Origin of the sequence: Nocardioides ginsengisoli (assembly GCF_039537225.1) — a bacterium.
Classification (GTDB): domain Bacteria; phylum Actinomycetota; class Actinomycetes; order Propionibacteriales; family Nocardioidaceae; genus Nocardioides; species Nocardioides ginsengisoli.
Genome location: NZ_BAABAC010000009.1, coordinates 82,760 through 96,927, shown reverse-complemented (window position 1 = coordinate 96,927; position 14,168 = coordinate 82,760). Strand labels below are relative to the sequence as shown.

Below are 14,168 nucleotides of genomic sequence, written 5' to 3'. Positions count from 1 at the left end.
CCGTGAGCGAGCCCTTCCTCTCGGAGATCCGGCTGATGTCCTTCAACTTCCCGCCGAAGGGGTGGGCGCTGTGCAACGGGCAGCTCCTGCCGATCAACCAGAACCAGGCGCTGTTCTCGCTGCTCGGCACGACGTACGGCGGCAACGGACAGACCAACTTCGCGCTGCCCGACCTGCGCGGCCGGGTGCCGATCCACTTCGGCAACGGCTACACCCTCGGCCAGACCGGGGGAGCGGAGTCGGTGACCATCAACGCGTCGACGATGCCGGCGCACACGCACCAGGTGAAGGTGTCGACGGCCGCCACCGGCGGCACCGTCGCCCCCGCGAACAACTACCTGGGCGGCGCCAACAACGCCTATCGCAGCAGTGGCGCGACCACGACCCTCCTCCCGGAGACCGTGGGCCCGGTCGGCGGCTCGCAGCCGCACGAGAACCGGCAGCCCTACCTGACCATCAGCTTCTGCATCGCGCTGCAGGGCATCTTCCCGAGCCAGACCTGAGGAGCGCTGTCATGGGACAACCCTTCGTCGGTGAGATCCGGCTGTTCGCCGGCAACTTCGCCCCGAACGGCTGGCTGTTCTGCCAGGGGCAGACGCTGCCGATCTCCGAGAACGAGGTCCTCTTCCAGCTCATCGGCACCACGTACGGCGGTGACGGCCAGGAGACCTTCCAGCTGCCGAACCTGGCCAGCCGGGTGCCGAACCACCAGGGCACGCTGAGCGGAACGGGCAGCACCTACCAGATCGGCGAGACCGGCGGTGTCGAGACGGTGACGCTGAGCACCAACCAGATCCCGCAGCACCGGCACGGCTTCACCGTGGTGCCGGGGATGCCGGGCAACCAGGTCAGCCCGTCGGGCAACCTGCCGGCGATGTCGCTCAACGTCGTGCCCTACGTCAACGAAGGGCCGGTCGGCGCCAACTTCAACGCCGCGGCGATCACCCCGACCGGGGGCAGCCAGCCGCACGAGAACCGGCAGCCCTACCTGGGCATGAACTTCATCATCTCCCTCTTCGGGATCTTCCCCTCGCAGACCTAGGACGACGACGTGAGCAGCCCCTTCGTTGCGGAGATCCGCATCTTCCCCTTCAACTTCGCCCCCAAGGGCTGGGCGTTCTGCCACGGCCAGCTGATGCCGATCTCGCAGAACACCGCGCTCTTCTCGCTGCTCGGCACGACCTACGGCGGCGACGGCAAGTCGACCTTCGCGCTGCCCGACCTGCAGGGCTCGGTGCCGCTGCAGCCCGGTCAGGGCCAGGGTCTGAGCTTCTACGACCTCGGCGAGATGGGCGGCTCGGAGTACGTCACCCTGCTGCAGTCGGAGATGCCGTCGCACGCGCACGCCTTCGCCGCGGACTCGCCGGTGAGCGCCGACACCGCGACGCCGAGCCAGTTCGCGAGCTTCGCCCAGTCGACCGGCGGGACGCTCTACCAGCAGAGCCCGACCAACGGCGAGTACCTCGCGCCCACCGCGCTCGGCATCAGTGGCGGCTCGCTGCCGCACAACAACATGCAGCCCTACCTGACCCTCAACTTCTGCATCGCGCTCCAGGGCGTCTTCCCGGCGCGACCGTGAGCCTCATGACCGCCGAGACCGCCGAGACCGCCGAGACCGCCGAGACCGCCACCGTGACGCTGCGCCCCGTCGGGCCGGAGGACGACGCCTTCCTCCTCGCCCTGTACGACGCCGCGCGCGCCGCCGAGCTCGACCAGGTGGCCTGGCCGCCGGGCCAGCGCGAGCTGTTCGTCCGGATGCAGCTCGACCTGCAGACGCGGCAGTACCGCGCGGCCCACCCGGACGGCGACTTCCTCGTCGTCGAGGTCGACGGCGCGCCCGCCGGCCGGCTGACGCTCGCCCGCGGCGACGCCGACGTACGCGTGGTCGACATCGCGCTGCTGCCCGCGCATCGCGGCGCCGGGCTCGGCCGGGCGCTGCTGACCGACGTCCTGGACGGCGCGGCCGCGAGCGGCCGGACGGTCAGCCTGCACGTCGAGGCGCACAACCCGGCGCGGCGGCTCTACGAGCGGCTCGGCTTCCGGCTGGTCGCCGACGAGGGCGTCTACCTGCTGCTCGAGTGGCGGGCGCCGTGAGCGCCCGCGGCTCAGGCGAAGGACGCCTCGTAGCGGCCCGCGCCGATCGGTACCAGGAAGAGCGCGATCGTGCCGAGGCCGTCGTGGACCAGGTCGTAGGTGGACTGGACGAGCGGCTGCTCCGCCGGCCCGCCGAACACCAGCGAGAACTGCCGGCGCTGGACGCCGTCCGGTCCCGGGCCGCCGAGCGCGTCGTGCTGCGTCGCGTCGACGAGCGTGAGCGCCACCGGCGCGGCCCCCTCGTCACCCAGGGGCGTCGCCACGAAGGTCTCGCCCACCCGCCCGGAGAAGTCGTCGTAGTCGAGCCACCCAGTCACACCCGAAGCCTAAGGCCCCGCCAGGAGATCCGATGACCGACCTGACCCGCCGTACCGTCCTCGCCACCGGTGCCACCGGCGCGGCCGTGGCCGTCGTCGGCCTGCCCGACCTGGCCGGCGCCGCGCCGGTCGCCCCGGCGGCCCGGCCGGCGGCGCCGCGCTACACCCGCGAGACCAAGCTCTACCGGCGCAAGCGGTTCGTGCAGCAGCGCAAGCAGCGCTTCCGCGTGACCGGGCCCGGGACGGCGATCAAGATGACGCTCGTCTCGGTGACGGACATCCCGCTCGTCACCCAGGGATCGAACCGCAGCTTCGAGCTGACCTTCAGCGCCCCGCGCCGCGGGCCGGAGCAGGGCACGTACACGTTCCAGCGGCGTCGGTTCAAGGCGACGTCCCTCTTCCTGGTGCCGACCGACGACACCCGGCGGCGCTACCGGGCGACGATCAACAACCGCTGACCGCCGTACCGGTGGATCCCGATAGCCTGGGAGCGTGAGCACCCGGGCCCAGCAGTACGACGCGACCGTGGCGGCGCGTGAGCAGATCACGCCCCACCTGGTGCGCCTGACCCTCGACGTCCCGGGCTTCGTCTCGACCGGCATCGCCGACGAGTGGATCGGGCTGGTCGTGCCCGGGCAGTTCCAGAGCCGCTACTACACGGTCCGCTCGATCGAGGGCAGCCTCCTCGTCCTCGACGTGGTGGTCCACGAGATCGGCCTGGTCACCGAGTGGGCGTCCGGCGACCCGGTCGGCCAGCAGGTCGTGCTCACCGAGGCCAAGGGCTCCTTCCTGCCGCCCGCCGACGCGGAGTGGCTGCTGCTCGTCGGCGACCTCACCGCGCTGCCGGCGATGACCCGGATCGCCGCCGAGAACGGCGCCACGCTCCCGACCCGGATCTACGCCGAGGTGCCCGGCGACTCCCGGATCCCCGACTACTTCCCGGCCGGCGTCGACGTCACCTGGCTGCCGCTGGGGGAGCGGAGCGCGCTTGCCGGGGTGGTCGAGGGGATCGACTGGCCCGAGGGGCCGGGCTACTTCTGGATGGCGGGCGAGTCCGCGCAGATGCGCGCGATCCGCAAGCACCTGATGCGGGAGCGGAGGCTCCCGAGCACCCACTACGACGTGATGGGCTATTGGCGCTCGGTCACCCAGCGACAGCCCCGCGCGGTCGACCCGGGCCCGATCTGGCGGGCCGGCAAGGCCGCCGGCAAGTCCGACGAGGAGATCTGGGCCGACTACGACGCAGCGCAAGGAGCCGAGCAGTGAACGACGAGAACGACTTCGAGGACGAGCTCGACGAGGAGTTCGACGACGACGACGACGAGTTCGACGAGGACTTCGGCGCGCTCCCGCCGCCGGCCGCGCCGGTCTTCGGCCTCGGCGACATCCCCGAGGGCTACCGCAGCGGCTTCGCCTGCTTCGTCGGGCGCCCCAACGTCGGCAAGTCGACGCTGACCAACGCCCTGGTCGGGCAGAAGATCGTCATCACCTCCGACAAGCCGCAGACCACGCGCACCGTCGTCCGGGGCATCGTCCACCGCGAGGACGGCCAGCTGGTCCTCGTCGACACCCCCGGGCTGCACCGCCCGCGCACCCTGCTCGGCGAGCGGCTCAACGACCTGGTGAAGACCACCTGGGCCGAGGTCGACGTGGTCGCCGTGTGCTTCCCGTCCGACGAGAAGATCGGCCCCGGCGACACCTTCCTGGTCAACGAGCTGGCCAAGGTCCGCCGGACGACGAAGATCGCGGTCGCCACCAAGACCGACCTCGCCACCCCCGAGCGGATCGCCGAGCACCTGCTCGACATCGCCGAGCTGGGCCGCGAGACCGGCACCGAGTGGGCCGAGATCGTGCCCGTGTCGTCGGTCGGCGGCGACCAGATCGCGCTGCTCGGCGACCTCCTCGTCGGGCTGATGCCCGAGGGCCCGCCGCTCTACCCCGACGGCGACCTGACCGACGCGCCCGAGGAGATCCTCGCGGCCGAGCTGATCCGCGAGGCCGCGCTCGACGGCGTACGCGACGAGCTGCCGCACTCGATCGCCGTCGTGGTCGAGGAGATGGGTCTGCGCGAGGGTCGTCCCGACGACAAGCCGCTGCTCGACATCCACGCCAACCTCTACGTCGAGCGCGACTCCCAGAAGGGCATCGTGATCGGCAAGAAGGGCGCCCGGCTGCGGCAGGTCGGCACCGCCGCCCGCCAGCAGATCGAGGCGCTGCTCGGCACGCCGGTCTACCTCGACCTGCACGTCAAGATCGCCAAGGACTGGCAGCGCGACCCCCGGCAGCTGCGCAAGCTCGGCTTCTGAGGCCGGTCTTCCGTCGTACCGGACGTTTGGGTCGCTGAACCGCCGGTTTCGCGACCGAAACGTCCGGTACGACGGTCCAGCAGGTCAGTCGGTGGTCCAGCAGCGGCCGAACTTCTGCCCCATGCCCCACTGCTCGGCGGTCGGCCACTCATAGCCCCACTTGAACGACAGCGGGTCCGTGGCGACCTTCGCCGCCTCGTCCTCGCAGCGGGTGCGGCCGGCGGCGCGGACCTTGTTCTCGCCGGGGTAGCGGGCCTGGTCGAACGCGATCACCCCGATCGCGCGCCACGAGTGGCGCTGCGAGCAGCGGACCCGCTCGAAGTTCTTCGCGTCGGGCGCGGCGGTGCCGCACATCGCGTAGGCGTCGGGGATCGTCGCGCCGGACAGGGCGCCCTTGAGGCTCGAGGTCAGCGCGGCGAGCTGGGACGAGCCGTCGAGCAGGACGGCGTCGCAGCGGAACCAGCTCGCGCCCGCGTCGGACTGCTCGACGGTCGGCGTGAACCAGATCGAGCGGATCATGCTGAGCCGGATGTCGGTGCGGGTGCCGCCGACGTAGGACATCAGGCGCGCGGGGCAGGTGGTGGCGACCTGGTTCTGGACCCGCTGGGAGTCGACCGCGACCAGGTGCCCGTCGACCACCGCGTCGACCGTGCCGACGGCGAAGGTGACGCTGGTGTGCGCCTGCTTGCAGGGGATCGCGGCCACGTCGGACGTCGGCGCGACTGCCGCGTCGAAGGGCAGCTGGTAGCAGGCGCCGGCCGTCGGGCCCGGCGCCGGCGTGGGTGCGGCGGACTGGGTGGCGCTCGCCTTCTTGGCGGTCACGCCGGGCTTGGGGCCGCCGCCGTCGCCGGACGAGCAGGCGGTCACGCCGGCGAGCAGGGCGAGGAGGGCGGCGCTCGCGGCGCCGAGCCGGCGGGGTCTCGATCGGGTGTGGGACCGGGGCTGGAATCCGGGCTGGCGGGGGGTGGTCATCGGGTCACTCATTCGTCTTGGCCCAGCACACGGAGCGCCGGTTGCCGGCGTCCCACTCGGCCCGGTGGAAGAAGGTGAAGCCGTACTCGAACGCCGAGGGGTAGTTGAGCCACGCCTTGACCGACGTGGCGCAGAACGAGCGGGTGCGGCTCTCCATCACCCGGTCGCCCGGGTAGGCGTCGTCGGGCTGGCCGAGCTTGACCGTGGTCGCGGCCCGCCAGTCGTGCTTCTGCGAGCAGGGCACCTTCTCGCCCTCGCCGACCGACGCCCCGCGGGCGCAGCTGAGCCACTCCTCGGGCGGGCGGCCCTCGAGCAGGCCCTGGGCGGTCTCGGGCAGCGGGCGGTACGCCGCACTGGCGGTGCTGCCGCCGACGACGTCGCAGCGGTACCAGCGCGCGCCCTTGCCCCACGCCTTCTCCGACGGGCGGAACCAGGCCCAGCTGAGCATGGTCCGCAGCACCAGGCTCTCGTCGGCGCCGACGAACTTCGCGAACGCCTTGGAGCAGGTCTGGTAGGCGTAGTGGCCAAGCTCGCGGTCGTCGTACTTCACGTCGTCGAACTGCGACGGCAGCTCGCCGGTCGCGAAGGTCTCGGCCGTGTGCTCCTTGGCGCACGGCACGGTCTTGGTGGCGTTGGCCGGCTTGGCGACGTCGTCGGGCGTCAGCACCCGGCAGGTGCCGGAGGTGGGGACGTCGACCGCGTCGACCAGGTCGGGGTCGGTGTTGGCGCCCTGGTCCTCCGACGAGCAGGCCGCCAGCGCAGGGCCGAGCAGCGCGAGCAGGAGCAGGACGACGGCGCGTCGCAGCGTCATCGTGCTCCCTCCATCAGCCGTCCGTCAGCAACGCCGCGATGGTAGCGCCCAACGCATAGGCGCCCTCCAACGCGGCGTCGTCGAGGTCGCCGAGCACCCCTACCGACGACGCCGAGACGGGAGACCCCACCAGCCCGACCGGGCCAGTGGGGTCTGCTGTTGCGCTGCTGTCAGAAGGCGTCCGCGACCTTGATGGTGTCCCAACCCTTGATGGGCTCGGTCTCGAGGCTGGAGCAGTCCATCTTGGAGGTCTCGCCGACCTGCATCTCGTTGCTGGTGCAGTTCACCTCGAGGAGAACGTCGGCGCCCTTGTAGAAGCGGAAGGTGAGCCATGCCGAACGCCCGCCCTCCACGTCGGGGTCGGCCTCCTCGACCGTCACCCGCATGTTGGTGATCGTCGTGCCGCCATACTCTTCCTCGCCGACCTTCCAGCCGGCGGCAATGGCGTAGCCGTCGTGCTTGAACGCCTGTCCCTCCTTGACCTCGGTGGGAGTGTCGTTCTTCTGCTCTTCCTTGATGGACTTGTCGACTTCCTTGGCGACCTCGTTGGCGCCGACGCCGACGATCGCGAAGCAACCACCGCACATCAGGATGAGGGCAAGGACGACGCCGATGATGATGTTGCGCGCCAGGTGGCTCTTCTTCTGGGGCGGCATCGGCTGGCCGTAGCCATAGGGCTGCCCACCCTGGGGTGGGAACGAGCCCTGTCCCTGCGGCGGGTACGGACCGGACGGCGGCGGGGGGTTCTGGTCGCTCATTGTTCTGCTCTGCTCTCCGAGGTTGTACCGGTAAGTCGGCGCGACGCTAGCGGAGCTTGACCGTACGTGACTCGGAAATCCTCAGACTCTTCTCAGGAATCGCCGCCGCAGCGTCAGCGACAGCGGCGATGGTCGAGTCACGCTGTCAACAGCGCGGCGATCGTCGCGCCCAACGCATAGGCGTCCTCCAACGCGGCGTCGTCGAGGTCGCCGAGCACCCCGAGCACGTCGTAGCCCTGGCGCCAGCCGAGCGCGCCCACGATCGACTGCACCGACCGCTGCGCGCCGGTCAGGTCGTAGCGTCCGTGCAGCCACAGGCCGTAGGGCCGGCCCGCGGTCTCGCCCGCGCCGTCGGCGGGCGCGCCGGTCGGGTCGAGGGCGCCGCCGACGGCGAGGAAGGTGGAGTCGAAGAAGTGCTTGAGTGCGCCGCTCATGTAGCCGAAGTTGGCGGTCGTCCCGAGGACATAGCCGTCGGCGGCGAGGACGTCGTCGGCGCTCGCCTCGAGCGCGGCACGGACGACGACCTCGATCCCGCCGTCGCCGGCGGCCGCCTGGACGTCCTCGTCGCCCGCCCCGGCGACCACCCGCTCCAGCAGGGCCTGCATCGAGCGGCTGGGGGAGTGGTGGACGACCAACAGGCGGGGCACGGGGCCAGCCTAGGTCGGGGGGCTGTTAGAGTGGCCCCCATCATGACGCGAGCCCTCCTTCTTAGCGGCCGCAGCGAGGTCTGATCTGCCGGACCCCCTCGCTGCGGAGTGAGTTGCGCGCCCGGCGCCTTTCGTCACTCACGAACCCGAGGAAGTCATGAACAACCAGCGCGTCAGCATCCCGAGCCAGCAGCCGAGCGGGATGCCCTTCCACCGCTACACCGCCTTCGAGCCGGTGACCGTCCCCGACCGCACCTGGCCCGACCAGAAGATCACCCGCGCCCCGCGGTGGCTGTCCACCGACCTGCGCGACGGCAACCAGGCGCTCATCGACCCGATGAGCCCCTCGCGCAAGATGAAGATGTTCGAGCTCCTGGTCGCGATGGGCTACAAGGAGATCGAGATCGGGTTCCCGGCCGCGAGCCAGACCGACTTCGACTTCGTGCGCCAGCTGATCGAGGAGGACCGGATCCCCGACGACGTACGCGTCTCGGTGCTGACCCAGGCCCGCGAGGACCTGATCTCCCGGACCGTCGAGTCGCTGCAGGGCGCCGACAAGGCGACCGTCCACCTCTACAACGCCACGGCGCCGCTCTTCCAGCGCGTGGTCTTCGGCGTCACCGAGGCCGAGTGCATCGCGATCGCGACGCGCGGCACCGAGTGGGTCATGAAGTACGCCGACCAGATGCTGTCCGGCACCGACTTCGGCTACCAGTACAGCCCCGAGATCTTCACCCAGACGCCCACCGACTTCGCGCTCGAGGTCTGCGAGCGGGTCTCCGACGTGTGGCAGCCGGAGGAGGGTCGCGAGATCATCCTCAACCTGCCGGCCACCGTCGAGATGTCGACGCCCAACACCTACGCCGACCAGATCGAGTACTTCTCGCGCCGGCTGACCCGCCGCGAGCACTCGATCATCAGCCTGCACCCGCACAACGACCGCGGCACCGCGGTCGCGGCCACCGAGCTGGCGCTGATGGCCGGCGCCGACCGCGTCGAGGGCTGCCTGTTCGGCCACGGCGAGCGCACCGGCAACGTCGACCTGGTGACCCTGGCCATGAACCTGTTCAGCCAGGGCATCGACCCGCAGGTCAACCTGTCCGACATCGACGAGATCCGTCGCACGGTCGAGTACTGCACCCAGCTGCCGGTCCACCCGCGCCACCCCTACGCGGGCGACCTGGTCTACACCGCCTTCTCCGGCTCCCACCAGGACGCCATCAAGAAGGGCCTGGAGGACCTCGACCGGATCGCGGCCGAGCAGGGCAAGCCGGTCGGCGAGATCCCGTGGGAGGCGCCGTACCTGCCGATCGACCCGAAGGACGTCGGTCGCACCTACGAGGCGGTCATCCGGGTCAACAGCCAGTCCGGCAAGGGCGGTGTCGCCTACGTGCTCAAGGCCGAGCACAGCCTCGACCTGCCGCGCCGCGCGCAGATCGAGTTCAGCCGGGTCATCCAGCAGCACACCGACGCGCAGGGTGGCGAGGTGACGCCGGAGGCGATCTGGTCGATCTTCCGCAAGGAGTACCTCGACCGCGAGGAGCCCTACGCCCTGGTCTCCTTCTCGTCGTCCACCAGCGAGGACGGCGACGACCGCCAGGAGGTCAAGCTCGTCGTCCGCGGCGAGGAGCGCAGCTTCACCGGCATGGGCAACGGCCCGGTCGCCGCGTTCGTCGACGGCATGCGCCAGGCCGGCGCCGACATCCGGGTGCTCGACTATGCCGAGCACGCGCTCTCCTCGGGTGGCGACGCGGTCGCCGCGGCGTACGTCGAGTGCGAGATCGCCGGCGAGATCGTGTGGGGCATCGGCATCCACCACAACATCGTCACCGCCTCGCTGCGCGCCGTCGTGTGCGCCGCCAACCGGGCACAGGCGATCACCATCCCGTCGGGCTCCTGAGGGGCTAGGGACATGGGTCGCGCCGCGCTGGCCTCGGAGCAGGTCGGCCAGCTCTTCGTCGAGAGCCGGCGCGGGCGCGACCGGATCGAGTACACCGCCTACGGCGCCGGCGACGCGTGGGTCGTCCTGGTGCCGCCGCTCCTGGTTCCGCGCCGCGTGCACGCGCACGCGGCGCGGACCCTGGCGGCCAACGGCCTCCACGTCCTGGTCCCCGACCTGCTCGGCCACGGCCGCTCCGACCGGCCCGCCGACCCGCTGTCCTACTCGGTCGGCACGTACGCCGCGCAGGTCGTCGCGCTGCTCGACCACGTCGGCGCGGCCCGGGCCGTCGTCGGCGGCAGCTCGATCGGCGCGAACGTCGCCCTCGAGGTCGCAGTCACCGCGCCCGAGCGCGTCTCCGGGCTGATCCTCGACGGGCCGCTGCTCGAGAACGCGCTCGGCGTCCAGCTCAGCCTCCTCGGGCCGGTGCTGGCGACCGCGCGGATGGCTCCGGTGGCCCTGAGCGGCGTGCGACTGGCCTCGCGGGTCGCCGCGCGGGCACTGCCGCGCCGGCTCGCGCCGAGCTGGGTCAAGCTCGCGCTGGAGACCCTCGACGCCCGCCCCGGCACGGTCGCCGCCGTCATCCACGGCGTGCTCTTCGGCCGGCTCGCGCCGTCGTCGGACGCGCGCGCCGCGCTGAAGGTGCCCACCCTCGTCCTGGCCCGCCCGGCCGACCCGTTCCACCCGGCCGGCGACGCGGAGATGGTGGCCGGCGAGATCGCCGGCGCGGTGCTGGAGCGGGCGACCGGCCCGCTGGAGTGGCGGCGTCGTCCCGAGCGGCTCGACCTGGTGGTCACCCGGTTCGCGCGGGAGTGCGCGCGGCCGACGCGGCGGCGGCGTACCCGCTCCTCCTGAGGCGCCGGCCAGCCCGCTCAGCAGCCGGCGGCGTACACGTAGCACCGCAGCGGCGGCTCCGCCCGCAGCAGCGGCGCTCCGCCGAGGCTGACCGACGGCAGCATGGTGCTGACCAAGCGGGGGAGCGCGGCCAGCACCGGCGCGTACGACGCGATGTCGACCGGGTCGATGCCCGGCATGTACAGCCCGCACGCGGAACGGCCGATCCGGGCCGGGTCGGCGGGGCCGTCGTGGTCGAGGGCGTCCCGCACGATCGCGTACGTCGCCGCGCTGATCGTCCCGGTCAGGATGTGCTCGTAGGGGTCGAGCGGACAGACGTCCTGGACGCGGACGTTGGCGATCCGCCCCTCGCCGGTGGTCAGCCCGGACGACGCCGGCGGGGTCACCACCTCGTCGAGCCTCGTGTAGACGTTGGTGTAGTCGATGCCGGCGAAGGTCTCCGCGCCGCTGTTGAGCGCCGTGACGAACGCCGAGCCGGCGAGCTGCTGCCACACCGCCGGCACGCACGTGGTCAGGCCGGGGATGCAGGTCGGGATCGACTTCGTGCCGTGGTTGGAGGGCGCCATGCCGATCATCTCGGCGACCATCGCGCGGGTGTCGGGCCAGAACCGCAGCGCCCACCGCGGGTTCATGCCGCCCTGGCTGTGGCCGAGGATCGCGATCCGCCGGCCGGTGCGGGCGTGCATGGTGCGGATCGCGTTGACGACGTACTCGCCGGCGACCTGGATGTCGCCGAAGGTGTGCTGCGGCATGGTGACCAGGCAGTAGTAGCGGCCCTCGGCGGCGAAGACCCGCGCCCAGTTCCAGGAGTAGTTCTCGACCGGCGTCACGCTCGTCGCCGGGTTGAGCAGGATCGGCCGCGGCCCGGCTGCCGGGTCGCCGTGGCAGTCGAGCGAGGCGTCGAGAGTCCCCTGGGGGACCGAGAGCGCGGGGCCCGGGCGGTCGAGCGGGGCGTAGGGCCCGTCGTCCGCGCTCGCGGCGCCGGCGGGCGCGACCAGGGCGAGAGCCAGTCCGAGCAGGGCGAGCGTGACGCGGCGCATGGACCTTCAACGGGGTGGCGCACGCCTTCGTCACGCCCGAGGCCGCACAATGGGAGGGTGCCGCTCTACCGTGACGAGGCGATCGTCCTGCGCACCCACAAGCTGGGTGAGGCGGACCGCATCATCACGCTCCTGACCCGTGAGAACGGCCGGATCCGCGCGGTCGCCAAGGGCGTACGCCGTACCACCTCGCGGTGGGGCTCGCGGCTCGAGCCGTTCACCCACGTCGACCTGCAGCTCGCCGAGGGGCGCAACCTCGACACGATCACGCAGGCGGAGACCAAGGGCACGTACGCGTCGGCGATCGGCTACGACTACGACCGCTACACCGCCGGCACCGCCATGCTCGAGACCGCCGAGCGGCTCGTCGTCGAGGAGCGGGAGCCGGCGCGCCAGCAGTTCGGGCTGCTGCTCGGCGGGCTCAACGCGATGGCCGGCGGGCAGCGCCAGCCGTGCCACGTCATGGACTCCTACCTGCTGCGCGCGCTCGCGATCGCCGGCTACGCGCCCACCTTCGTCGACTGCGCCCACTGCGGCCGCCCGCCGGTCCTGCCGACCGGCGAGCTCAGTCACCACCGCTGGTTCAACCCGTCGATGGGCGGCGTCCTGTGCTCGACCTGCCGGATCCCCGGCTCGGCCACCCCCGCCGTCGAGACCCTCGTCCTGCTCGGCGGTCTCCTCGCCGGCGACTGGCCGGTCATCGAGGCCGCCGACCCGCGGCACGTCCGCGAGGCGAGCGGTCTGATCACGGCGTTCGTGCAGTGGCAGCTGGAGCGCGGGCTGCGGTCGCTGGCGTACGTCGAGCGCTGAGGCCCGCTACCTCACCAGCTCCGCCGGGCACATCGTCACGGGGAACGGTCGCTCGGCGTGCCAGACCTCCTCGCCCGAGACGTCGGCGACCTGGACGTAGCGGCCCTCGCGCAGCTCCCACGCGATCAGCCGCGGCGCCACCGGATCGACCACCCAGTAGTGCGGCGCGGCGGCGCGCTCGAGCCGCGCGTACTTGGTGTTGAGGTCGGTCAGTGCGGTGCTCGGCGAGAGGACCTCGATGGCGAGGACCGGTGCGCTCTCGAGGCGCTTGCCGGTGAGCTGGTCGCGCGGCGCGACGACGACATCGGGCTCGATCACGGTGTCGATGGCGAGCACGACGTCGATGGGAGGGACGACCCAGAGGTGCTCCGGCGCGGCTTCGTGGAGGACCCGGCAGAGCTGGAAGTTGACGCGCTGGTGCAGCGGGATGGGCGCCGCGCTCACGAGGTGCACCCCGTCGATGAGCTCGTGCCGCAGCCCGTCATCGGGGAGCGCCCCGAGATCGTCGACCGTCAGCGCCCGCCCGAGCGGAATGCCGGTCTCGATGGTCATGGTCCCCATGCTGCATCACCTTCCCGAGAGATTCCATGCGGTGATGCTCGGCGAGCCGCGAGCCGCCCGCAACCGGTCATCCACAGGCCCTGACACACTTGCCCTCGTGACCCGCGCCTCCCGCCGTACCCGCGCCGCCGCAGCGGCCGCCGCCCGCGGCCCGGTCCGCCCGCCCACGCCGCACCCCTCCGGCGCGACGCCGCCGCCGGTGCCGGCCGAGCTGGTGCCGAACCACGTCGCGATCGTGATGGACGGCAACGGCCGGTGGGCGAAGGAGCGGGGGCTGCCGCGCACGAAGGGCCACGAGGAGGGCGAGTCGAGCCTGTTCGACGTGGTCGAGGGCGCGATCGAGATCGGGGTGAAGGCGATCTCGGCGTACGCCTTCTCGACCGAGAACTGGTCGCGCAGCCCCGACGAGGTGAAGTTCCTGATGGGCTTCAACCGCGACGTGATCCGCCGCCGCCGCGACGAGATGCACGAGCTCGGAGTCCGGGTCCGGTGGGCGGGGCGCGCGCCGCGGCTGTGGAAGTCGGTCATCAACGAGCTGCAGGTCGCGGAGGAGATGACGAAGCACAACGACGTCCTGACGCTCACCATGTGCGTCAACTACGGCGGCCGCTCCGAGCTCGGCGACGCGGCCAAGGCCCTCGCGCGCGACGTCGCCGCCGGCCGGATCAACCCCGACAAGGTCGACGAGCGCACGCTCGGTCGCTACCTCTACGTGCCCGAGCTCCCGGACGCCGACCTGATCTGGCGGACGTCGGGGGAGCAGCGGCTGTCGAACTTCATGCTCTACCAGGCGGCCTACGCCGAGTTCGTCTTCTCCGACGTGCTCTGGCCCGACGTCGACCGCCGGCACCTGTGGGCGGCGATCGACGAGTACGCCCGGCGCGACCGCCGCTACGGCGGCGCGGAGCCCAACCCGGTCGCCTGATCTCACGAGGCAGCGGCGGGAACGCCGACGACGGCGGTGGCTACCGCCGCGCCGGCGTCTGGCCGCCGGTCGGCCCTGCGCGGCGCCGACCTCGACCGCGGGCCGGCAGCGTGGCGCGATGGACGAGCGACAC

At 71.8% G+C, this 14,168-nt stretch carries 18 protein-coding genes; 11 read left to right on the top strand and 7 right to left on the bottom strand.

Annotation, left to right across the window (positions count from 1 at the left end; genetic code table 11):
- The first annotated feature begins 2 nt into the window (after positions 1-2).
- From AB4880_RS06090 to AB4880_RS06075, 4 genes are read left to right on the top strand one after another with little or no spacing between them, the layout of a single operon-like run.
- Entirely contained in the window at positions 3-503 is a 501-nt protein-coding gene (locus AB4880_RS06090; RefSeq protein WP_367918319.1) for a phage tail protein, read from the top strand.
- An 11-nt stretch (positions 504-514) separates the two neighbouring features.
- The gene (locus AB4880_RS06085; RefSeq protein ID WP_367918318.1) at positions 515-1,042 is read left to right on the top strand and encodes a phage tail protein; all 528 of its coding nucleotides are present in this window, start codon (positions 515-517) and stop codon (positions 1,040-1,042) included.
- Positions 1,043-1,051: 9 nt separating this feature from the next.
- A complete protein-coding gene (locus tag AB4880_RS06080; protein WP_367918317.1) occupies positions 1,052-1,579 on the top strand; it encodes a phage tail protein in 528 nt (175 codons plus the stop codon).
- A gap of 5 nt (positions 1,580-1,584) precedes the next feature.
- Positions 1,585-2,094, top strand: coding sequence for a GNAT family N-acetyltransferase (locus tag AB4880_RS06075; protein ID WP_367918316.1), 510 nt, complete (start codon positions 1,585-1,587; stop codon positions 2,092-2,094).
- Between the two features lie 11 nt (positions 2,095-2,105).
- Here the strand turns inward: AB4880_RS06075 and AB4880_RS06070 are convergent, their stop codons facing one another.
- On the bottom strand, positions 2,106-2,411 hold the full coding sequence (locus AB4880_RS06070; protein WP_367918315.1) for a DUF6916 family protein: 306 nt from the start codon (positions 2,409-2,411) through the stop codon (positions 2,106-2,108).
- A 32-nt stretch (positions 2,412-2,443) separates the two neighbouring features.
- On the opposite strand from AB4880_RS06070, the gene AB4880_RS06065 reads away from it, so the two are divergent.
- The 3 genes from AB4880_RS06065 (at position 2,444) to era (ending at position 4,717) form a co-directional block, all read left to right on the top strand.
- Complete coding sequence (locus AB4880_RS06065) at positions 2,444-2,869, top strand: DUF6916 family protein (RefSeq protein WP_367918314.1); 426 nt, start codon at positions 2,444-2,446, stop codon at positions 2,867-2,869.
- Between the two features lie 34 nt (positions 2,870-2,903).
- Positions 2,904-3,677, top strand: coding sequence for a siderophore-interacting protein (locus tag AB4880_RS06060; protein ID WP_367918313.1), 774 nt, complete (start codon positions 2,904-2,906; stop codon positions 3,675-3,677).
- Between the two features lie 119 nt (positions 3,678-3,796).
- Positions 3,797-4,717 (top strand): GTPase Era, encoded by a 921-nt coding sequence (gene era, locus AB4880_RS06055; protein WP_367918356.1) that lies wholly within the window; start codon positions 3,797-3,799, stop codon positions 4,715-4,717.
- Between the two features lie 84 nt (positions 4,718-4,801).
- Here era and AB4880_RS06050 read toward each other — a convergent pair whose 3' ends face one another.
- The 4 genes from AB4880_RS06050 to AB4880_RS06035 all read right to left on the bottom strand — a co-directional run bounded on the left by AB4880_RS06050 (position 4,802) and on the right by AB4880_RS06035 (position 7,905).
- On the bottom strand, positions 4,802-5,689 hold the full coding sequence (locus AB4880_RS06050) for a septum formation family protein (protein WP_367918312.1): 888 nt from the start codon (positions 5,687-5,689) through the stop codon (positions 4,802-4,804).
- Between the two features lie 4 nt (positions 5,690-5,693).
- A complete protein-coding gene (locus AB4880_RS06045; RefSeq protein WP_367918311.1) occupies positions 5,694-6,500 on the bottom strand; it encodes a septum formation family protein in 807 nt (268 codons plus the stop codon).
- Between the two features lie 170 nt (positions 6,501-6,670).
- A complete protein-coding gene (locus AB4880_RS06040) occupies positions 6,671-7,258 on the bottom strand; it encodes a hypothetical protein (RefSeq protein WP_367918310.1) in 588 nt (195 codons plus the stop codon).
- A gap of 137 nt (positions 7,259-7,395) precedes the next feature.
- Positions 7,396-7,905, bottom strand: a complete 510-nt coding sequence (locus AB4880_RS06035; protein WP_367918309.1) for a flavodoxin family protein — start codon at positions 7,903-7,905, stop codon at positions 7,396-7,398.
- A 157-nt stretch (positions 7,906-8,062) separates the two neighbouring features.
- Between AB4880_RS06035 and leuA the strand changes: the two genes are divergently transcribed.
- Entirely contained in the window at positions 8,063-9,805 is a 1,743-nt protein-coding gene (gene leuA / locus AB4880_RS06030; RefSeq protein WP_367918308.1) for a 2-isopropylmalate synthase, read from the top strand.
- 12 nt (positions 9,806-9,817) lie between these two features.
- The gene (locus AB4880_RS06025; RefSeq protein ID WP_367918307.1) at positions 9,818-10,699 is read left to right on the top strand and encodes an alpha/beta fold hydrolase; all 882 of its coding nucleotides are present in this window, start codon (positions 9,818-9,820) and stop codon (positions 10,697-10,699) included.
- 17 nt (positions 10,700-10,716) lie between these two features.
- On the opposite strand, the gene AB4880_RS06020 is transcribed toward AB4880_RS06025, so the two are convergent.
- On the bottom strand, positions 10,717-11,739 hold the full coding sequence (locus tag AB4880_RS06020) for an esterase/lipase family protein (RefSeq protein ID WP_367918306.1): 1,023 nt from the start codon (positions 11,737-11,739) through the stop codon (positions 10,717-10,719).
- A 57-nt stretch (positions 11,740-11,796) separates the two neighbouring features.
- On the opposite strand from AB4880_RS06020, the gene recO reads away from it, so the two are divergent.
- On the top strand, positions 11,797-12,549 hold the full coding sequence (gene recO, locus AB4880_RS06015; protein WP_367918305.1) for a DNA repair protein RecO: 753 nt from the start codon (positions 11,797-11,799) through the stop codon (positions 12,547-12,549).
- Between the two features lie 6 nt (positions 12,550-12,555).
- Here the strand turns inward: recO and AB4880_RS06010 are convergent, their stop codons facing one another.
- Complete coding sequence (locus AB4880_RS06010) at positions 12,556-13,101, bottom strand: Uma2 family endonuclease (protein ID WP_367918304.1); 546 nt, start codon at positions 13,099-13,101, stop codon at positions 12,556-12,558.
- A gap of 106 nt (positions 13,102-13,207) precedes the next feature.
- On the opposite strand from AB4880_RS06010, the gene AB4880_RS06005 reads away from it, so the two are divergent.
- Positions 13,208-14,035: an isoprenyl transferase gene (locus AB4880_RS06005; protein ID WP_367918303.1), complete on the top strand. Its 828-nt coding sequence runs from the start codon at positions 13,208-13,210 to the stop codon at positions 14,033-14,035.
- Positions 14,036-14,168 lie beyond the last annotated feature (133 nt).